This window comes from Zhongshania sp. R06B22, from assembly GCF_040892595.1.
Lineage (GTDB): Bacteria > Pseudomonadota > Gammaproteobacteria > Pseudomonadales > Spongiibacteraceae > Spongiibacter > Spongiibacter arctica.
In genome coordinates this window covers 311,259-329,625 of sequence record NZ_JBFRYB010000001.1, presented here as the reverse complement: position 1 = coordinate 329,625, position 18,367 = coordinate 311,259, and the positions used below count along the sequence as shown (strand labels likewise).

At 49.1% G+C, this 18,367-nt stretch carries 17 protein-coding genes; 10 read left to right on the top strand and 7 right to left on the bottom strand.

Going from position 1 to position 18,367, the window contains the following annotated elements; all coding sequences use genetic code 11:
- Positions 1-36 precede the first annotated feature (36 nt).
- From phrB to AB4875_RS01405, 4 genes are all read right to left on the bottom strand, one after another.
- On the bottom strand, positions 37-1,416 hold the full coding sequence (gene phrB / locus AB4875_RS01420; RefSeq protein ID WP_368374249.1) for a deoxyribodipyrimidine photo-lyase: 1,380 nt from the start codon (positions 1,414-1,416) through the stop codon (positions 37-39).
- 3 nt (positions 1,417-1,419) lie between these two features.
- Positions 1,420-2,370: a YbgA family protein gene (locus AB4875_RS01415; RefSeq protein WP_368374248.1), complete on the bottom strand. Its 951-nt coding sequence runs from the start codon at positions 2,368-2,370 to the stop codon at positions 1,420-1,422.
- A 112-nt stretch (positions 2,371-2,482) separates the two neighbouring features.
- Positions 2,483-2,860, bottom strand: a complete 378-nt coding sequence (locus AB4875_RS01410; RefSeq protein ID WP_368374247.1) for a c-type cytochrome — start codon at positions 2,858-2,860, stop codon at positions 2,483-2,485.
- Positions 2,861-3,027: 167 nt separating this feature from the next.
- Complete coding sequence (locus tag AB4875_RS01405) at positions 3,028-3,546, bottom strand: MarR family winged helix-turn-helix transcriptional regulator (protein WP_368374246.1); 519 nt, start codon at positions 3,544-3,546, stop codon at positions 3,028-3,030.
- A 250-nt stretch (positions 3,547-3,796) separates the two neighbouring features.
- Here AB4875_RS01405 and ectA point away from each other — a divergent pair, with 250 nt between their 5' ends.
- The 7 genes from ectA to AB4875_RS01370 all read left to right on the top strand — a co-directional run bounded on the left by ectA (position 3,797) and on the right by AB4875_RS01370 (position 10,522).
- Entirely contained in the window at positions 3,797-4,324 is a 528-nt protein-coding gene (gene ectA, locus AB4875_RS01400) for a diaminobutyrate acetyltransferase (protein WP_368374245.1), read from the top strand.
- Positions 4,325-4,382: 58 nt separating this feature from the next.
- Entirely contained in the window at positions 4,383-5,657 is a 1,275-nt protein-coding gene (ectB, locus tag AB4875_RS01395) for a diaminobutyrate--2-oxoglutarate transaminase (RefSeq protein ID WP_368374244.1), read from the top strand.
- A 110-nt stretch (positions 5,658-5,767) separates the two neighbouring features.
- Complete coding sequence (locus AB4875_RS01390) at positions 5,768-6,151, top strand: ectoine synthase (RefSeq protein WP_368374243.1); 384 nt, start codon at positions 5,768-5,770, stop codon at positions 6,149-6,151.
- A 47-nt stretch (positions 6,152-6,198) separates the two neighbouring features.
- Positions 6,199-7,635, top strand: a complete 1,437-nt coding sequence (locus tag AB4875_RS01385; protein ID WP_368374242.1) for an aspartate kinase — start codon at positions 6,199-6,201, stop codon at positions 7,633-7,635.
- Entirely contained in the window at positions 7,623-8,516 is an 894-nt protein-coding gene (locus AB4875_RS01380; protein ID WP_368374241.1) for a TPR end-of-group domain-containing protein, read from the top strand. The genes AB4875_RS01385 and AB4875_RS01380 overlap by 13 nt, the downstream gene beginning before the upstream one ends.
- A gap of 44 nt (positions 8,517-8,560) precedes the next feature.
- Positions 8,561-9,988 carry a sodium/proline symporter gene (locus AB4875_RS01375; protein ID WP_368374240.1) on the top strand — a complete coding sequence of 476 codons (1,428 nt, stop codon included), beginning with the start codon at positions 8,561-8,563 and terminating at the stop codon, positions 9,986-9,988.
- A 66-nt stretch (positions 9,989-10,054) separates the two neighbouring features.
- Entirely contained in the window at positions 10,055-10,522 is a 468-nt protein-coding gene (locus AB4875_RS01370) for a DUF3465 domain-containing protein (protein WP_368374239.1), read from the top strand.
- A 58-nt stretch (positions 10,523-10,580) separates the two neighbouring features.
- Here AB4875_RS01370 and AB4875_RS01365 read toward each other — a convergent pair whose 3' ends face one another.
- Together AB4875_RS01365 and yihG are read right to left on the bottom strand one after the other, a co-directional pair.
- Positions 10,581-11,357: a TSUP family transporter gene (locus AB4875_RS01365; RefSeq protein WP_368374238.1), complete on the bottom strand. Its 777-nt coding sequence runs from the start codon at positions 11,355-11,357 to the stop codon at positions 10,581-10,583.
- 443 nt (positions 11,358-11,800) lie between these two features.
- Complete coding sequence (yihG, locus tag AB4875_RS01360) at positions 11,801-12,700, bottom strand: 1-acylglycerol-3-phosphate O-acyltransferase, YihG family (protein WP_368374237.1); 900 nt, start codon at positions 12,698-12,700, stop codon at positions 11,801-11,803.
- A 446-nt stretch (positions 12,701-13,146) separates the two neighbouring features.
- On the opposite strand from yihG, the gene AB4875_RS01355 reads away from it, so the two are divergent.
- The 3 genes from AB4875_RS01355 to AB4875_RS01345 all read left to right on the top strand — a co-directional run bounded on the left by AB4875_RS01355 (position 13,147) and on the right by AB4875_RS01345 (position 16,594).
- Positions 13,147-14,538 (top strand): ethanolamine ammonia-lyase subunit EutB, encoded by a 1,392-nt coding sequence (locus AB4875_RS01355; RefSeq protein WP_368374236.1) that lies wholly within the window; start codon positions 13,147-13,149, stop codon positions 14,536-14,538.
- A complete protein-coding gene (eutC, locus tag AB4875_RS01350) occupies positions 14,538-15,371 on the top strand; it encodes an ethanolamine ammonia-lyase subunit EutC (protein WP_368374235.1) in 834 nt (277 codons plus the stop codon). The genes AB4875_RS01355 and eutC overlap by 1 nt, the downstream gene beginning before the upstream one ends.
- A 239-nt stretch (positions 15,372-15,610) precedes the next feature.
- On the top strand, positions 15,611-16,594 hold the full coding sequence (locus tag AB4875_RS01345; RefSeq protein ID WP_368374234.1) for a sensor domain-containing diguanylate cyclase: 984 nt from the start codon (positions 15,611-15,613) through the stop codon (positions 16,592-16,594).
- Between the two features lie 165 nt (positions 16,595-16,759).
- Here the strand turns inward: AB4875_RS01345 and AB4875_RS01340 are convergent, their stop codons facing one another.
- Positions 16,760-18,328: an acetylxylan esterase gene (locus tag AB4875_RS01340; RefSeq protein WP_368374233.1), complete on the bottom strand. Its 1,569-nt coding sequence runs from the start codon at positions 18,326-18,328 to the stop codon at positions 16,760-16,762.
- Positions 18,329-18,367 lie beyond the last annotated feature (39 nt).

The following is an 18,367-nucleotide window of genomic DNA, read 5'->3' as shown; positions in this document are numbered from 1 at the left end:
TCTCTCTGCGGAGCAATTAAAGTTGTCTTAGGGTGCTTAGTCTCGTATTGCTTTAAAAAGTGCGAGGGTAATATTTCGCCTTTCTTTGTGATCGACAATGGGGGCGGGATAGCCTGGCGATACCGGTGGTTGGTGTATTTGCTTTCCCTGCAGGCCGGCTAGCTCTGGAACGTAGCGCCGAATAAAGTGGCCGTCGGCGTCAAATCGCTGGCCTTGGGTGGTCGGATTAAAAATACGAAAATAGGGTGCGGCATCGGTGCCGGTAGAGGCGGCCCACTGCCAGCCACCGTTGTTTGATGCGAAGTCTGCATCGATGAGATTTTCTAAGAAATGGCGCTCTCCCCAGCGCCAGTCTATTTGCAGATCCTTGCATAGGAAGGATGCGGTAATCATTCGGAGTCGGTTGTGCATCCACCCAGTTTGAGCGAGCTGGCGCATTGCCGCATCCACGATGGGGTAGCCGGTGCGCCCTTCGCGCCAAGCGTCGTAGAGCGCTTGGTCGTTTGGCCAGGGTATCGCTTCCGTTGCCGACTGAAAGGCCCGCCCTTTTACCACTCGCGGAAAATGGTAGGCAACATGGCGATAGAATTCCCTCCAGAGCAGCTCATTTAACCAAGTGCCGGCGTCACTTTTGGAATCCCAGATATCTTCGCCACATTCCTGCTGGAGGCGAGCCAGGCATTGCCGCGGGCTTATTAAGCCCAGCGCTAAGGCGGCGGAAAGGCGAGAGGTGCCTTCGATCTCAGGGAAATCCCGATGTCTTTTATAATCTCCGGCGCGTTCAGCGCAAAATTCACGCAGTTGCCGCAACACAGCCTCTTCGCTCGCCGGCCAGGCGGATGAATCTTTTTCTTCGCCGAAAATTGGACAAGGGCTCGCGGCGGTGATTTGGGGCGGAGTCTTCGCGGCTGGGCGGCGCCGCACCCTAGGAAATTCTGCGGCTAGGGCGTCACGGCAACGTCTTGAGAAGGGTGTAAAGACTTTGTAAGGCAGCCCGTCCGCTTTGCCGATACTAAGCGGACTGAGCAAGCTGTCATCAATCAAGTGCAGTGGTAATTCAAGTTTTGCAGCGCAGTCCTTATCCCGCTGTATTTCATCGACCAGCCACTCCGTGTGCGCGTAAATTGCACTGACGTCATGCTCTCGACAATAGTCGTTCAAACACCTGGGGGCGCGTTCGAAATGTTCGGCATTGATGATGTCTAGCGGTATGCCAATAGCGGCTAGCTGCTGTCCTAGCTCATCTAGCGCCCTGCGTAAAAAATGACGCCGAATCGGCGCCGTCACGTGCTCATCTAATTGTTGCGGGCAAAGCAGGTAAACCGCCCGAACGTTCTGCTGATCTTTGCAGGCGGTATTGAGTGCGGGGTGATCCAAACTGCGTAAGTCGTTTCGGAACCAGACAAGTACGGTCATGTTTTATAGTCCAATACGCAGCTTTAAGTCACGCGGGTAAGGCGTAAAATAATATTGATCCAATAGGTATTCGACTTGGTATTTTTTTAAAAACATACTCAGCATTTCCAAGGGTACTAACAAGGGGAGTAGCCCGGCAGAATAGTCGTTAATAATATTGCTAAGTTGTGCCTTGTCCCCGGCATCAAGATGGTCTTTAAAGAAGCCCTGTATATGCATCAAAGTATTGGTGTGATTTTTAACGCTGGCTGGATGTCGTATGGCTTCCATAAACTTTTCGATATAGCGGTCTGCGCGGTCATCAAGGTCGCCGGCTTCCGCGACAATGGGCCCGAGATCTCTGTAGATTGGCTGGTTATGAGCCAGTAGCAGAAACTTGTGACGTCGGTGAAAATCTTGCAGCCGTTTAGCCGACAATCCTTCGGCCATCATAGCTTGCCAGCGTGAGTAGGCGACAACCCGCAACACAAAATTTTCTCTTAGATGAGCATCGTTAAGGCGACCATTTTCCTCGATGGGCAGTAAGGGCTGCGCTGCCATTAGTTGTTTGGCGAAAAGCCCGACGCCAACTTTGCCCAGGCCGTTGCCGCTTTCGGAGTAAACCGGAACTCTTGTCATGCCGCAGGTTGGCGATTTGGCGCAGAGTATATAGCCGCTGAGGTAATCGAGTTTTGCCGCGGTATCACGTGCAAAGACCGTCATTTTATCGGTAACGTCCAGACTGCTGTCGGTGCTGCCGATCAGGCGTGGGTTTTCAGGGTCGCCGACGAGTCGGATTGTGGGGCGGGGTACGCCCATGCCTATGGCCTGTTCGGGGCAGACTTTAACAAAGTCGAAGTGCCGCGATAGTTCATCAGAGGCAAACGGTAGTCGTTTGTGACCGCCATCGTAACGGACTTGATCGCCTAGTAGGCAGGCGCTAATTCCAATGCGGACAGCAGGGGTATCATTCATGGCGCTGATGTATCCTTGTTCAGTGCTGTTTGCGTAAATTCTACGCATTGAGCTTAGTCGCAGATCAGGAGTACGGCTATAAACCCATTGTTATCGTTTGTGATGCTTGTAGCTAATCACTTTGCCCAGCGAGAAACAAAATAAGTTTGGTAAAATCTTCTTCACTGCAGTCCATGCACATCCCTTTAGCGGGCATACTGCCGATACCGTTGATGGTATTGTAAAGTAAGACGTCAAAGCCCTTTTGCACGCGCGGAGCCCAGTCGGCAATATTGCCGGTTCGAGGGGCTCTTCCGGCACCAGAACTGTGACAGCCATAGCAGCTCTGTATGTACGCGGTTTTAATCGCCGGATCGGCGGGCATTAGGCTCCGGCTAGACTGGGCGGGGCTACTGGCTTTGGCATTGGGGTCGGGTGTGCAGGCAGTGAGGCCGGTCAATAGGATGCCGGCGGATAGAATTTTGACGTATATACTAGTTTTAAAGCGCATAAAAAGACGTCCGTCGTGACTTTGATGAGCTCGGTAGTTTAACTGTGAAGATGCGGCCTTGTCTTTATCATCCCGGGCATTGCGATGCTAAAGGGGCGGGTATTGCATAAGATGACTGGGGTCGTTACTCAAAAGAAAAATGTTGGCGACGCGCCAAGTGACTCACATTAGCTGCCGTCGTCATCAAAACCGAAGCCGCGACCTTCATCCCCGCTCTGTCGATCAATGGCTCCCACGTCTAGCAGTGGCGCGGCATCTATATGCTGAGCGTCCATCATGTGAGCTACGCGCTGCAGCGCGCTAATGATTTGCGTTTGCTCCCAATCCTGAAGATCACTGAACTGTCGAATAAAATAATCTTGCAGGGGCATTGGCGCATTTCGGATTAAGTCATTGCCCGCCTCGGTTAAACAGGCAAAAACCTTGCGCTTGTCTTGCCGAGAGCGCTCCCGCATTACCAGTCCCCGCTTCTCTAGGCGGTCGAGAATGCTGGTAACGGTGGCTTGGCTGAGGCTAATTTGGTTTGCGACGTCGCTAATAATAGCATCGCCTTGATCACGCAGGGTTTGCAGGATAAGCATCTGTGGCGCGGTAAGGCCTGCGGTTTTCATGAGGTGCTTGGAGTGCAGATCAATAGCCCGGGTTACTCGCCGCAGCGAGATCAAAACTTCGTCCATTCTGTTCATTTCAATTTTCTTAGATTCCTTTAGCGGCCCTATGGTAGTGACTTGGCGCCGATTTTACACCTAGCATACTACCTCGTTGTCAATGCCTTAGCTTGGACTTATGCGGCCAAATCGTCTATAATACTTCGTGCACTAAGCAATTAATCAGGAGGTTGGGTTCACAATTTAGTGATTAAATAAGATATAAAGCGATAAGAACACCGCTTTGTATACTATTTGCTTATTAAATTAAGTTGAACACGAATAAACTGTGTTGAAATCAAATAGCGCGATGCAAGCCGACGCTACTACGCTCCATTTCCGCCAGCCAACGGCGGAAGACGGCTATGCCCTAAATCAGTTAGTGGCGGCCAGTCCCCCACTCGATACCAATTCTGTCTACTGCAATTTACTGCAATGTACGCATTTTGCGGCAACATCGGTCGCAGTTGAAGATGGCGGTCGCTTGGTTGGTTTTATATCAGCCCACCGTCCACCAGAAAAAAGCGATACGGTCTTTGTCTGGCAGGTTGTGGTCGATAAGTCTCAGCGCGGTCGTGGTCTGGCGAAAAAAATGTTGATGGAAATTATAAAGCGCTCGGCATGTGAGGGAGTGAGTTTTTTAGAAACCACTATCACCCCTGACAACGAGGCGTCGTGGGCGCTGTTCCGCAGCTTTGCCCGCGATCTGCAAACAGAATTGAATCACAGCATCTGGTTTGAAAAAGATGCGCATTTTGGGGGCCAGCACGACAGCGAAGCATTGCTGCGTATAGGGCCATTTTCTGCACCGGAATAAGCTAAGGCTTAAGCGTGTAGTAACAAATTTAACTTAGTAAATAATACTAGGAGTTAATATGACTATCTTTGACAGACTTGAATCAGAAGTACAATCATACGCCCGATCTTTTCCGGTGACCTTCGATAAGGCCCAAGGCGAGCATTTATACGACACCGAGGGCAAACAATATATCGACTTTCTTGCCGGTGCCGGCACGCTTAACTATGGCCATAACAACCCAGTATTAAAGCAAGCACTTGTCGACTACATCATGCGCGACGGCATTACTCATGGCTTAGATATGCACACCTCGGCTAAAGCCGATTTCTTGCAGGCCTTCAATGAGCATATCCTGGCACCGCGTGACATGGAGTATACCTTCCAATTTACTGGGCCTACCGGTACTAATGCAGTAGAGGCGGCCTTGAAGCTGGCACGTAAGGTAACGGGCCGTACTTCTATTGTGTCTTTCACCAATGGCTTCCACGGCGTGACCCTTGGCGCAGTTGCCGCGACGGGCAATAGTCATCATCGCGGCGGTGCAGGTGTTGCGCTGGGTGATGTAAGCCGTATGCCTTACTGCGGTTACTATGGTCGCGATGCTGATAGTCTCAAAATGATGGACAAGCTGTTGTCAGATCCGTCGTCTGGTGTTGATCTTCCTGCGGCAATGATTGTTGAGCCAGTGCAGGGCGAGGGTGGCTTAAATGTCGCTAACAACGATTGGTTGCGGGGTTTGGAAAAACTGTGTCGCAAGCACGACATATTATTGATTGTTGATGATATTCAGGCGGGCTGTGGTCGTACTGGAACCTTCTTTAGTTTTGAGGCCAGCGGCATCAAACCAGACATTATCACTATGTCTAAATCACTTAGTGGCTACGGTTTGCCGTTTGCGATTGTGCTGCTTCGTCCTGACATAGATGTATGGGAGCCCGGTGAACATAACGGTACCTTCCGTGGTAACAACCATGCATTCGTTACCGCTTCCGCAGCCATTCGACACTACTGGACGGATGAAAAGTTTGCTGCTGAGATTGTTGAGAAGTCAGCTATTGTTAGTCATCGCTTTAAGAAAATTTCAGACCGCTATGGTGTTACCCAGTTGCAGCCTAAAGGCCGCGGCATGATGCAGGGCTTGGCGTGTCGCGACGGCGCAACCGCCGATCAGATTGGCCATGCCTGCTTTGAGCGTGGTTTAGTTATTGAGACCTGCGGTAATCATGGCCATGTCGTCAAAGTGTTTTGCCCGCTCACTATTGAAAAGAGTGAGTTGATGCGTGGTCTAGATATTCTTACCGAAGCTATTGCCGAAGTACTGGGTAAAGCGGTCGATAAAAAAGCATCTTAAATAATTTAATGTGAGCGCTTCTTCTGCGGGTTTTAACCGGTGGAAGAAGCGCTCATTAACGGTCTATTTATGCCGCCTGTGGGCGGCATAGTATTTAGAAAGGAAGTCGCATGATTGTTAGAACCTTGGAAGAATGTAAAAACTCAGAACGCTGTGTGAGTACTGATACTTGGCAGAGCGTGCGCATGATTTTAAAAAATGACAGCATGGGTTTCTCTTTCAATATCACCACTATTTTTGCCAATACCGAAACGCCGATTCACTACCAAAATCATCTGGAATCCGTTTACTGCATGGCTGGCAATGGTGAGATTGAAACCGTAAACGACGGTAAAATTTATAAGCTAGAAGCGGGCACCATTTACCTTCTAGATAAGCACGATAAACATTTATTACGCGGTGGTAGTGAAGACATGCAAATGGCCTGTGTGTTTAACCCACCACTTAGCGGTAAGGAAGTGCACGACGAAAACGGCGTGTATCCTGCCGATTAATCTGCTGAAGGCCGGAAGTTAATTTCAGTTATTCAACGGAGACAAAAATGACACATACAGTAGAGAAAATTGGCGGCACCTCGATGACTAATTACGAGGCGGTCAGAGATAATATCATTCTCGAGGGTGGTGAAAACGGCCAGATCTATGGGCGTATATTTATTGTATCGGCCTACGGTGGAGTAACAGATTTGTTGTTGGAAAATAAGCGTAATAGCCACCCAGGTGTCTATGCTTTGTTTGCCGACGATAATGCTGAAACACTTTGGCGAGCAGCCTTGACCAAGGTCGGTGAGGCGCTTAAAGAGATTAATGCAGGTTTGTTTCCCGAAGCAGAGCAACTTGAAGAGGCAAATAAATATATAGAAAGTCGCCTGTTTGAAGCAGAGCGTTGCATGGATAATCTTCACCGTCTGTGTCAGCACGGTCACTTTGGCCTTGAAGATCATCTTTTGACTGTGCGGGAAATGCTAGCAAGTATTGGCGAAGCTCACAGTGCCTGGAATACCGCGACGCTACTAAAGCGCGACGGTATTAATGCACGTTATGTCGATCTCTCTGGTTGGCGAGCGGACGAAGCCTTGCCGCTGGATGACCATATTCGCGAGGCGCTTGCCGGCATAGATTTAACAACGACGCTACCTATTGTTACCGGCTACGCACATTGCAAAGAGGGCCTTATGGCCAGCTTTGATCGCGGCTATAGTGAAATGACCTTTAGTCGTATGGCAGTGATTACCGGTGCACGTGAGGCAGTAATTCATAAAGAGTATCATCTTAGCAGTGCAGACCCGCGCTTAGTGGGTGCCGATAAAGTCGTACCGATAGGGCGTACAAATTATGACGTGGCTGATCAACTGGCCAACTTGGGTATGGAGGCCATTCACCCCCGAGCAGCCAAAGGCTTACGTCAGCAGAATATCGCCTTGAGAGTTAAAAATACGTTTGAGCCGAATCATTCCGGTACCTTAATCGATTGTGATTATCGCAGCGAAAAGCCCTGTGTTGAAATTATCGCCGGCCGGAAGCAGGTTTATGCCCTAGAGGTATTTGACCAAGACATGGTGGGTTCACTGTGGCAATACGAGCAGAAGATACTTGCGGCGATTGAGCGCTTCAAAGGTGTTGTTATAACCAAAGATATTAATGCGAATACCATCACTAATTATCTTGGTGTTAATTTAAAAACGGTTAAACGTATTGTCAGTGCGGTGAAAGAGCTATTTCCTAGCGCCGAAGTAAGCACTCGTAAAGTCGCTATAATTTCTGCTATCGGCAGTGATATGCAGATACCTGGCATGTTGGCCAAAACGGTATCGGCATTGGCATCGGCAAATATCAGCGTATTAGCTATGCATCAGTCGATGCGTCAAGTTGATATGCAGTTTGTTGTTAACGAAGATGATTATGAAATAGGCGTAGCAAGTTTGCACCGTTGTCTTGTTGAAGTACATGATCACGGCGAGGCGATATGCGCGGCGTAGTAAAAAGCATTCTGGTTACAATTATTTTTTCTAATCCGCTGACACTCTTAGCGGAACCTGCCAATAGTATTACTGACGGTAATATAGATGCAGGGATTGATGAACTAAATCAGCCCCTGTACTCCCCTTTCATTGAGCGCTATATGCTCGATGAAATCCGTAGCTTGCGTATTGATATGGAGCGTTCGCACCGCGAGTTGGCTGCCGAAGTGGTTGACCGCGAATTAATGGCCGCGGACAAAGCTATTTCCTACTCGGCTAATACAGTGACCTATTTCTTCTATCTTATTGCTGCAGTGAGTTCTGCACTGGTTGTTATCGGCTGGAACTCAGTTCGCGATATTAAAGAGAAGGTTCATAACGTTGCCAGTGAGCAGGTTGGTGACCTTGTTAGTGAATATGAAAAACGCTTGCGAACGATAGAGAAACAATTGAAGCAAGAGACCGCTCATATCGAATCTAATCGCGAAGAAATTAATCTTACCCAAGAAATACATTCTTTGTGGTTACGAGCCAGTCAGGAAGCTAGCCCGGTTGGTAAGATCGTTATTTACGATCAAATTCTCGCCTTGCGAAAAGACGATATAGAAGCGATTACCTATAAAGCTGACGCGGCACTGGACCAAAACGAACCACAGTGGGCAATCAGTTTATGTCATCAAGCGCTGGCTTTAGATGAAACTAATGCACACGCTTTTTATCAGCTAGCTTGCGCGCATACCTGTCAGGGTAATTTAGATGAGGCCGCGCGTTATTTTGCAGACGCGGTAGTACAGTCTGAATCTTATCGCGACGAATTGCATCGTGACCCCGCTCTGTCGGAACTGCGAGAGCACCCTTTACTTATTGAGTTACTCGCGCCTGCGGCCGTAGCTGCTTGAGAGATTACTGACACCTACAGATCGCAAACATCACGGAATAAATTATGATAACAGCCTGGAGTTTTGCCGCCTTTCTCAGTATTTTCGTGCTTATTGGCCTGTCGTCGGTGTACTTCAATACCCATAGTAGTAAAGACTACTATCTGGCCAGTAATACGGTTAAGCCCTGGTTGGTTGGCTTGTCGGCGGTGGCGACCAATAACAGCGGATATATGTTTATTGGCGTGATTGGCTATACCTATACGGTGGGCTTGTCGGCGTTCTGGGTGATGGCCGGTTGGATTTTGGGTGACTATATTGCCTCACACTTCGTACACCGCAAATTACGCGGTATGACCGAACAAACCGGTGAAGTTAGTTATCTTGGCGTACTAGCAAACTGGAATGGCGCCATATTGCCGGGTTACCAGCGCCTTGCTGCGCTGATTTGTCTACTACTACTGACCGCCTACGCTGCCGCACAGCTACTTGCCGGCAGTAAGGCATTGCACGTTCTGTTTGACTGGCCGATGTGGGCCGGTGCCGCATGTGGTGCGGTACTGGTTGCCGCTTATTGCCTAGCGGGTGGTATTCGGGCATCAATTTGGACCGACGCGGCACAATCTTTTGTGATGATTTCTGCGATGGCCATCCTTATGTGGGTGGCGATTGCTAACTTGGGCGGTGTTAGTTCCACTATTAGCGCACTGCAAGATATACCAAATTACATGGATTGGTTCCCTGAGGATCTCGCATTTCCCGGTGCCTTCGGCGCTTTGCTATTTGCGCTAGGGTGGTTGTTTGCCGGTCTTTCGGTGGTTGGCCAGCCCCATGTCATGGTGCGATTTATGGCGTTGAGTAATAACGACGACATGAGCCGGGCTAGGATGTGGTATTACTTGTGGTTTGTCGCATTTTATTTAATGGCAACCACAGTGGGTCTCTTGTCGCGGTTGTATCTGCCTGAGGTTGGTAGTTTTGATGCTGAGCTGGCACTGCCAACGATGGCGCAGACGCTGCTACCACCGGTTCTAGTTGGCTTGATTCTCGCCGGTATTTTCGCAGCGACCCTATCAACCGCAGACTCCTTAATTTTAAGTGCGTCGGCCTCGTTTACCCATGATTTAATGCCCAATAATATTGAGCGTCCTTTCTTGATTAAAGCCGCTACGCTGGGAGTGTGCATCTTAGCCTTGGCTTGGGCGCTACTCAGTGCGCAAAGTGTCTTTGCGATGGTGGTCATGGCGTGGTCGGGCTTGGCCAGTGCCTTTGTTCCCATGTTGGCGGTGCTGATCTTTGGTGGTCGTCCCAGTCAGGGCACCGCTATTGCAATGAGCTGTGTGGGTATATCAACGGCCTTGATCTGGCGCTTCCTAGATTTACATAATATGGTTTACGAAGGCTTGCCGGGTATTGTAGCGGGTGTATTGGTGTACTGGCTGGCGAAGTTACTTACTAAAAAGGCTACACTCGAGCCGGTATTTAATAAATAAAAGCAATGAAGGCTAGGTCGGCGCGGTATAAACTCGATGTGGAATATTGCATCGAGTTCTAATGCTATGAAAAAATGGATTTTAACCGCCCTCCTAGTGACGGGCGTGTATACCGCTTATCAGCAAAATCCGCAGTTCCTTGATAAGCTAAAGCCGGCCTTGCCGGCGGAATTAGCGCTTGAGCATAACGGAGCTACTGCAGATGGTAGTCGTATATCTGCGGCTTATTCACATCAGCTCAGTGATATTCAAGTTGGCGGTAGCGGTCGTGTTATTAAAGTACTCCCCGACGATACTAAAGGCAGTCGTCATCAAAAATTTATTCTTAAACTCGCCTCTGGCCAAACACTGTTGGTCGCCCACAATATTGATTTAGCCCCTCGTTTGCCAGATTTGCAAATAGGCGATAGCGTTGCGTTCTACGGCGAGTATGAATGGAATAAACTGGGCGGGGTATTGCACTGGACGCACCACGATCCGGCCGGTCGACATATCGGTGGTTGGTTAGAATATCGCGGTCGACGTTATCAGTAGTGTCAGCAGGGCATTGATATTGGTTTTCGAAACCATCGAAAGAGCAGATTATGATCTGTTAGCCTTTAAGCGCTTGCCATAATCCCAGTGCGCTAATGATCAGCAAGGTCACTCCCAAAACTCTAAAAAATAGGGGCGTTTCAGCGTCTAGCATTCGCTGGTGAAAACGCAGACCGATAAAGTGACCAATAGCTGCGCAAGGAAGTAGCCACAAATGGTGAATTAGCTGCAAGCTCACCCCAGCGTATATAAATGCAGCAAGCTTGATACTAACCAAAATAAACCATAGCGCGAACAAGGTGTCACGTAGACGTTCACGAGCGACGTGTTGGGCGGCCACCGCAATAATCAAAGGAGCGCCAATCAGCGACGTGCCGCTGATATATCCGCCGGCCATCAAAAAGATCGCGTCGACAAATTTATTATTACTTTTGAATGGCTTGTTTACGATGTAGGTCACAGCGTAGACCGACACTACCACAAAAATAATGATACTCAGTATATTGGCAGGCATGGTGATTAAGCCAAAGACCCCAAGTAACTTAGGCACGATCATGATCGCTAGCATATATCTAAGATACGCCCAGTCGACGGTGCTTTTATGACTGCGATTTGCCGCCGTTGATTTACGATTATTCAAGGCTAGAGTGATGGACGAGAAGAATAGCAGTTGCACGGAAATTAATGGCAAAAATACTAGAGGCTGCTTGTAGACCAGCAGCAAGAAAGGCAGTGACAATACCGCTCCGCCAAAGCCTAGCCCAGAGCGGACAAAGCCGCTCCAGATGAAAATTAGGCCAATGAGCAGGTATTGATAATAGTGAAGGTCTGACATGGATATCCGCTGGGACTTAGTAGCTATATGGTCTTGTTCGCGAAGTTCACAGCTCGCAGCATAGCTTGACGATGGTGCTTGCCGAACGCCTCTCAATATTTATTTTCGTATTCTCGCCGTCGCCTATAGCTAATAAAGATAAACGGCGTACTCTGGCAAGAATCACTAGTACAGCAGTGGTGTTCCCAAAAACCTATTCGCTATACCGGCAGATAATTTCAAAATGAAGCTATCGCCTCACTGAATGGAGTTCGGCTAATGAGTAAAGAAAAGAAGAGTAACAAAGAATCGAAGAAAAAGCCGTTGCTGACGCAAAAGGAAAAAAAGCTAGCCAAAAAGTCAAAAGGGGATACAAGTAAAAGTTCGCCTTTTTCCTGATACGCATTTATAAACTTATACTCCGGTGCGTTGCAGCCTATGCTCCGCACCAAATACACACCTGCTTACTTGCTAGGTTTGTGAAGCTCTTCTAGCAGCTGGTTTTTCTGCGCCCATAGATCAGATACCCACTGCTGAAAGTCTGTCCTAAACTGCTGGTCGTTCAAGTAGTCGCGGCTTAAAAATTGCGCTGGAATAGTCTGTCGTTCAATACGAACAATCACCTTGGTTATTCGGCCAGATAGAAAGTGCCAAAAACTGCGATCGTCGCTGGGATAGTGAATCGTAATATTCAGCATGGTGTGCAGCTGTTCTCCCATCGCCCCCAAAACAAAGGCGGCGCCACCCGCTTTGGGTTTTAGCAGATAGGGATAAGGCGACTCCTGTTTGGCGTGTTTGTCAGGAGTAAAGCGAGTGCCCTCCATAAAGTTAAAAACTGTCACCGGTGTGTACTTAAATTTCTCGCAGGCTTTTTGCGTTGTTTCTAAGTCTTTGCCTTTGAGGGCTGGATTTTTAGCAATTTCCGCTGCCGAGTAGCGCTTCATAAACGGGAAGTCTAATGCCCACCACGCCAAACCAATAACTGGAACCCAGATAAGCTGTTGTTTCAGGAAGAATTTGAGCATGGGTATTTTGCGAAATAACACTTTTTGGGCAACTAAGATGTCCGCCCAGGACTGGTGGTTGCAGGTTACAAAATACCAGTCTTTAGGATTGAGCCCCTCGTCACCCTCGATATCCCAGCTAATATTGTTGACCACCTGCAGCAGCAGATTATTAAAGCCTACCCACAAGTTGGCAATCTCGATGCAGACAATCGTGAACCAGCGTCGCGTGATAGCTAGTGGAATCAGTAACTTAAGCATTGCTACGCAGAGTAGAATGGGCACCAGAAGCAGTGTGCTGCAAATCATAAGCAGCATAATTAGGCTGCCGCGCAACCAATGGGGAAGAAATGTCAGCATAGTTTCATATCTGTAACTTTTATGATGTTGGCCATTGTAATGTGATTGTTGGGGCAGAGTAAAAACTTTGTCTTCCCTGCGCGATGCCGAGGTGGCTGCTAAGTATATACGCTGTTTTCTGAGAATCGTTGATAGTCGCTACTTTCGTCGCATAGCGATTTAAATTGATTCCCAATGTGGTGTGTGTGATGAGTGTTACGGCTACCACCTTGAGTGGATAGTCGGAAAATATAATGATGCGTAGTGAGTAACCACTTCCAATAATATACCCTGAAATTGAGGTTAGATTTGGGCTGCGACCCTTTTGACGGCAGGGGCTTAAATGCTAATTGTTTAAAAACGAGGTGGTATTGTTTAGGGTAATATCGTATTTCTTTTTGCATGCGCCTGCGAAGCTTGCTAGCGTCAAAGTCTCTTGAGACTTTAACTTATATCAGCGGTGATCAATGCCTTTTAGTGTCAATCTAGGTCATCAGCGTTACGTCTTTGCGGACTTGAAAACTCTGCTTGCCAAGGCGACGCCTGCACGTTCCGGCGATTATCTTGCCGGCATTGCCGCTAGTAGCAACGAAGAGCGCGTGGCCGCGCAATATGCCTTGGCAGATGTGCCCTTGCGACAATTTCTCAACGACCTTGTTATTCCCTATGAAGAGGATGAGGTCACTCGTCTCATAATAGACAGTCATAATGCCCCAGCCTTTGCGCCGGTCGCCCACCTTACCGTGGGTGGTTTTCGTGATTGGTTACTGTCTGACGCCGCATCCACAGAAGTATTAGGTGGACTAGCCCCCGGTTTAACACCGGAGATGGTTGCGGCGGTAAGTAAGTTAATGCGCATACAGGATCTGATTTTAGTGGCAAAGAAGTGCCGTGTGATTACGCGCTTTCGAAATACCATCGGCCTCGCCAATCATTTCTCCACCCGTCTTCAGCCTAACCATCCCACTGACGACTCGGCAGGCATTGCCGCGAGTATTATCGACGGCTTGCTGTATGCCAGCGGTGACGCGGTGATCGGCATAAATCCGGCCTCAGATAATACCCAAACGGTGTCACGGCTACTGTATTTACTAGATGATGTTATTACTCGCTTTGAAATTCCGACCCAATCTTGCGTACTCACTCACGTCACCACTACGCTGGAACTGATTGATCAGGGTGCGCCTGTCGACCTAGTATTTCAGTCCATTGCAGGAACTCAGGCTAGCAATAGCAGTTTTGGCGTTAATCTGGCGTTACTGGCAGAGGCGCAGTCGGCCGCGCACTCATTGCAGCGCGGTACCGTGGGCAATAATGTCATGTATTTTGAAACCGGCCAAGGCAGTGCGCTTTCTGCCAATGCCCACCACGGTGTTGATCAGCAAACCTTGGAAGCCCGTTCATATGCGGTGGCCCGCGCCTTTTCACCTTTGCTGGTGAATACCGTGGTGGGCTTTATTGGTCCGGAGTATTTATACAATGGTAAGCAAATAATTCGCGCCGGCTTAGAAGACCATTTCTGTGGGAAATTACTCGGTCTGCCGATGGGTTGCGATATTTGTTATACCAATCATGCCGAGGCTGACCAAGACGATATGGATATGTTGTTAACCCAGTTTGCAGCTGCCGGCGGTAGCTTTATTATGGGTATTCCCGGCGCCGACGATATCATGCTGAACTACCAGACCACTTCCTTTCACGATGCCTTATATGTCCGTCAATTACTGAACTTATCGCCGGCACCGGAATTTTTCCAGTGGCTGCAGTCATCAGGAATTATGGATAAGCAGGGTATTTTATTTTCCGGGGATGAATTGCCCAAACTTTTTGCGCAAGCCCTGAGATTGGAGGGCGGCTAATGACGGATAGTAATGACGATACCCTAGGAAAAGACGCGTGGAGGGCCTTGAGGGCCTACACCCCCGCCAGGATTGCCCAAGGTCGTAGTGGCGTGTCACTGCCCACCGCGGCAAATTTACAGTTCCAATATGATCACGCCCGCGCCAGAGATGCTGTCAATCTTCCATTTAATACCGGGCAATTTGTTACTGAATATTGCGTCGCCTTTCCGACTTTGCCCCAGCCTCAAATTCTGCAAAGTGAGGCCACTAGCAGAGCTCAGTATTTGCAGCGGCCTGATCTTGGTCGGCGTCTGCCGGAGTCAAGTTGGCAGGGCTTACTTCAGTCTTTAAATAGCGATGAGGGCTGTGATGTTGCCATCGTCGTTGCTGACGGCCTGTCTTCCGCTGCTGTGCAAGGCAATGCGCTAGGTCTACTACGCTTACTCATTCCAGCGTTAGGCGCACAAAAACTTAGCTTGGCGCCATTGTGTGTCGCCACCCAAGCGCGGGTTGCACTTGGGGATGACCTTGGCGAGGCATTGCGAGCGCGGTTGGTGATTATGTTAATTGGTGAGCGGCCGGGACTAAGTTCGCCGGACAGTTTGGGCGTGTATTTGACCTTTGCGCCTAGGCGCGGCTGCAGTGACGCTGAGCGCAATTGTATTTCTAATATTCGCACCGGCGGGCGTAGCTATGAGCAGGCCTGTGATACCGCTATGTACTTGATAAGCGCGGCGTTTAAAAAGTCGATAACAGGTGTTGGTTTAAAAGATGAATCTCTATTGGTGCTTGAGTCATCCGCAACGACAATCCCTTTTTTTAAACCAAAACCCCGACTTCCACACTTGTAAGTTCAGTACAGTAATATCAGCAAATGCATCATAGGGATAAGCCCGTATGGGACTTTCAGTGGTGTCCCGTCACAATAATCGATACCGAATATAGGCGCAGCTATCATTCTTTCGACGTGATTTTTACATCGAAAATTGCTAAGAATTTTATGATAGGAGCGTTGATTTTAATGAGCTTTAAAAATTTCAAACGGGGCTCCCAAGTAGGTCCTCAGTAAAGCATTATGGGAGGCGTCGCAGTGGATATTCCAGCAATTTCCGACAACGAAGAGACGCGTATAGCCTCTTTGCGAGCTTTAAATATTTTGGATACCCCTTGTGAAGAACGCTTTGATCGCATTACGCGTTTTGCAAGCCAGCTATTTGACGTTCCTATCGCTCTGCTTAGTTTAGTTGAGCGTGAGACGCTGTGCTTTAAATCATCTATAGGGCCGAATATTTGCGATACCTCTCGTGCGGTTTCACTCTGCGGTCATGCGATTCTTGGCTCCGGTATTATGATTGTCCCTGATGCCCGTATTGATGCGCGTTTCGAAGACAACCCATTGGTATTAGGTGATCCTTATATTCGCTTTTATGCGGGCTGTCCGCTATTCGCGAAGGACGGATCAGCGATAGGGACCTTGTGCCTTATTGATCAACGGCCGCGTATATTATCGGCTATTGATCTTGACGTTTTTCACGATCTTGCCTTGTTGGCAGAGCGCGAAATACTTCAGGCGGAGCCGAATATATTAGATGAAAAAAGCAACACCTGTAATCGTAAGGGTTTTCTGCTATTGGCTGAAAAAGGTCTTAATTTATGCGCACGGAGAGATATTCCGGCGTCCTTAGTTTTTATCGAATTAGAGAACGTTAATGATGCCGGTGTTGATCTTGGTGATGAGGAGTCAGACCGCATTTTGCTGCAGTTTAGTGAGAGTCTGAAGATAGATCTCGAGCATTCTGCTCTGGTTGCGCGTATAGGCGTGGATCAATTTGTGGTCTTGCTAATCGGTGTGTCGACGGTCGGTGCCGAGCTGGCTGTCACCAAATTTAAGGCTGCCATTGAATCCCTGCATATTCGTGAAAACTGGCAGCATAGGCTACCCTTTAATTATGGTGTGGCAGAGTTTAAGGCAAGTAAACATTCCACGGTAGACAAGTTAGTGACCGATGCTGATATCGCGATGTATGATAATAAAAAACAAAAGCGTTATGCCGCAAGAAAAGAATTAATTTAGAAAGACATACTTTATTTTTATAAAAAATACTCTCCAATCTAATAATCTTCTTCATTGCTTGCACTTAGCACTTCACATTATTCATTGATAATCGCCTTATTATGCTGCGCCTTAAGTTTAAGGCGCGCTCATTTTTAGCTTAAGCATAATCGGTGATTCACAGCACTATTCAGTCTGTGGCGGCTCACAATTCAAGCGAATATCCGTGCAATCAATATTCTCACCACCGCGGGTCGTAAAATACCGTGCACTGCTGTAATGCCGGGAAAACCTTGGCGCCCACTGCTGATCATCCAGCAAGCGGGCATCGGCATTGTCAAAGCCAGCCTCGCCTGCACGTTTTAACCATCGGTCAAACCAGGCAACGGTGTAATGGGTAATCGCGGGTCTTGCCCAGCCGCCGACACAGCGATTGTCTATGACCTCTGCGCACCACGAGGTGGCCGGCAGTTCTGGTCCCAAGGAATAATCTAAGTGGGTGGAGCCTGCAATGGCGATCTGATAGACGGGCATGGACGCTTCACGCCATTCAGAGAAGCCTTGTAAAAATCCGTTTCGATCTGGATCTAAGATAAAGGGTATTGGAGTAAAGCCGTACTCTGAAGTGAACCCCAAGGCCGGCACGCGTGGTACCACAGGTGGTGCACCTTCTGGTGAAACCACTGCCTGTAGGAGAGGAAAGGATGAGGGTATAAGATTGGTAATTGTCGCGCTGGTGGGCTGGTTGCTACTGCCCAGCGCATCCCAGGCCACAATTACTTTAACGGGGTTAAGCTCGCTCAGAAGGCCCGGCCATGGATCTGACCCGGTCGCGCCATAGCTCTGAACCCAAGTCACGCCGCCGGCGCCATAGGAGTGGCCGGCAATGCCAATGCGCTGCGCATCTAGGCTTTCGGCCATGGGATTGAAGGCTGCAGTGATTGTTGGGTAGGTCCCCTGGCAATTCGCCTCGTGGGGGTAAGGCTGTTCGGCTGAGGACAGTAAAAAGTCGATGTCATCGACCAAGCCTTCAAAGAACACCGCACCGTTGATGTTGCCGCCCTGGCCGCCTTGAGGTGTGCCTAAGTCGGACTTGCCCTGACCCCTAGGGTCGTTGGTCAACACCATATAACCGGCGCGAACCAAGGCTTGAGCCGCCCACCAATACAATTGCTCCCCAGCCTGCACCGACCCATTCTTAATGACGACGGCGGGCAAACGACCGTTTATATTCCGGGGGCGCCAAACCCGACCTGAAATACGCGCGCACTCGCGGTCATAATAGACAACAGGTATCACTTCAGCTTCTTGCTCGTAAAAGACGCGGCCATCTCCCCCTTCGACGCCGGGATATCGAAACGGGTCGCCAACACAGGGTCCCATTCCCGCCGAGCACAGTGGTGTTAACGGTGTATTTCCGAAGGCCGGTGGCAGTCCCCAGCTGGGATCGTCGATGAAGCGCGCAGTCATCTCGGCAAAATTGCTAAGCTGCTGCGCTAATGAGCGCTGCACAAAAGCCGGCGCTAGCTGCTCGAACTCAGCCTCGATGGTACGCGGCCAGTTTTCAAGTTCACATTGCGTCCACAACGGTGAGGGAAACGCTGCGGTGTCGCATGAGGTATCTAAAATCAGGGGATCAGGCGTAGCGCTAGCAGCTGGCGATGATGAGTCATTGTCAGAGCAGCCGGCAAACAAGACGAGTGTTATCGCGCTCAATGTTAAGCGCCCCGCAGACCACAGCATTTTTTGTGTCACTCGCTATTCCCCAAACTTCTCGTTTATTTTGAATCGTGC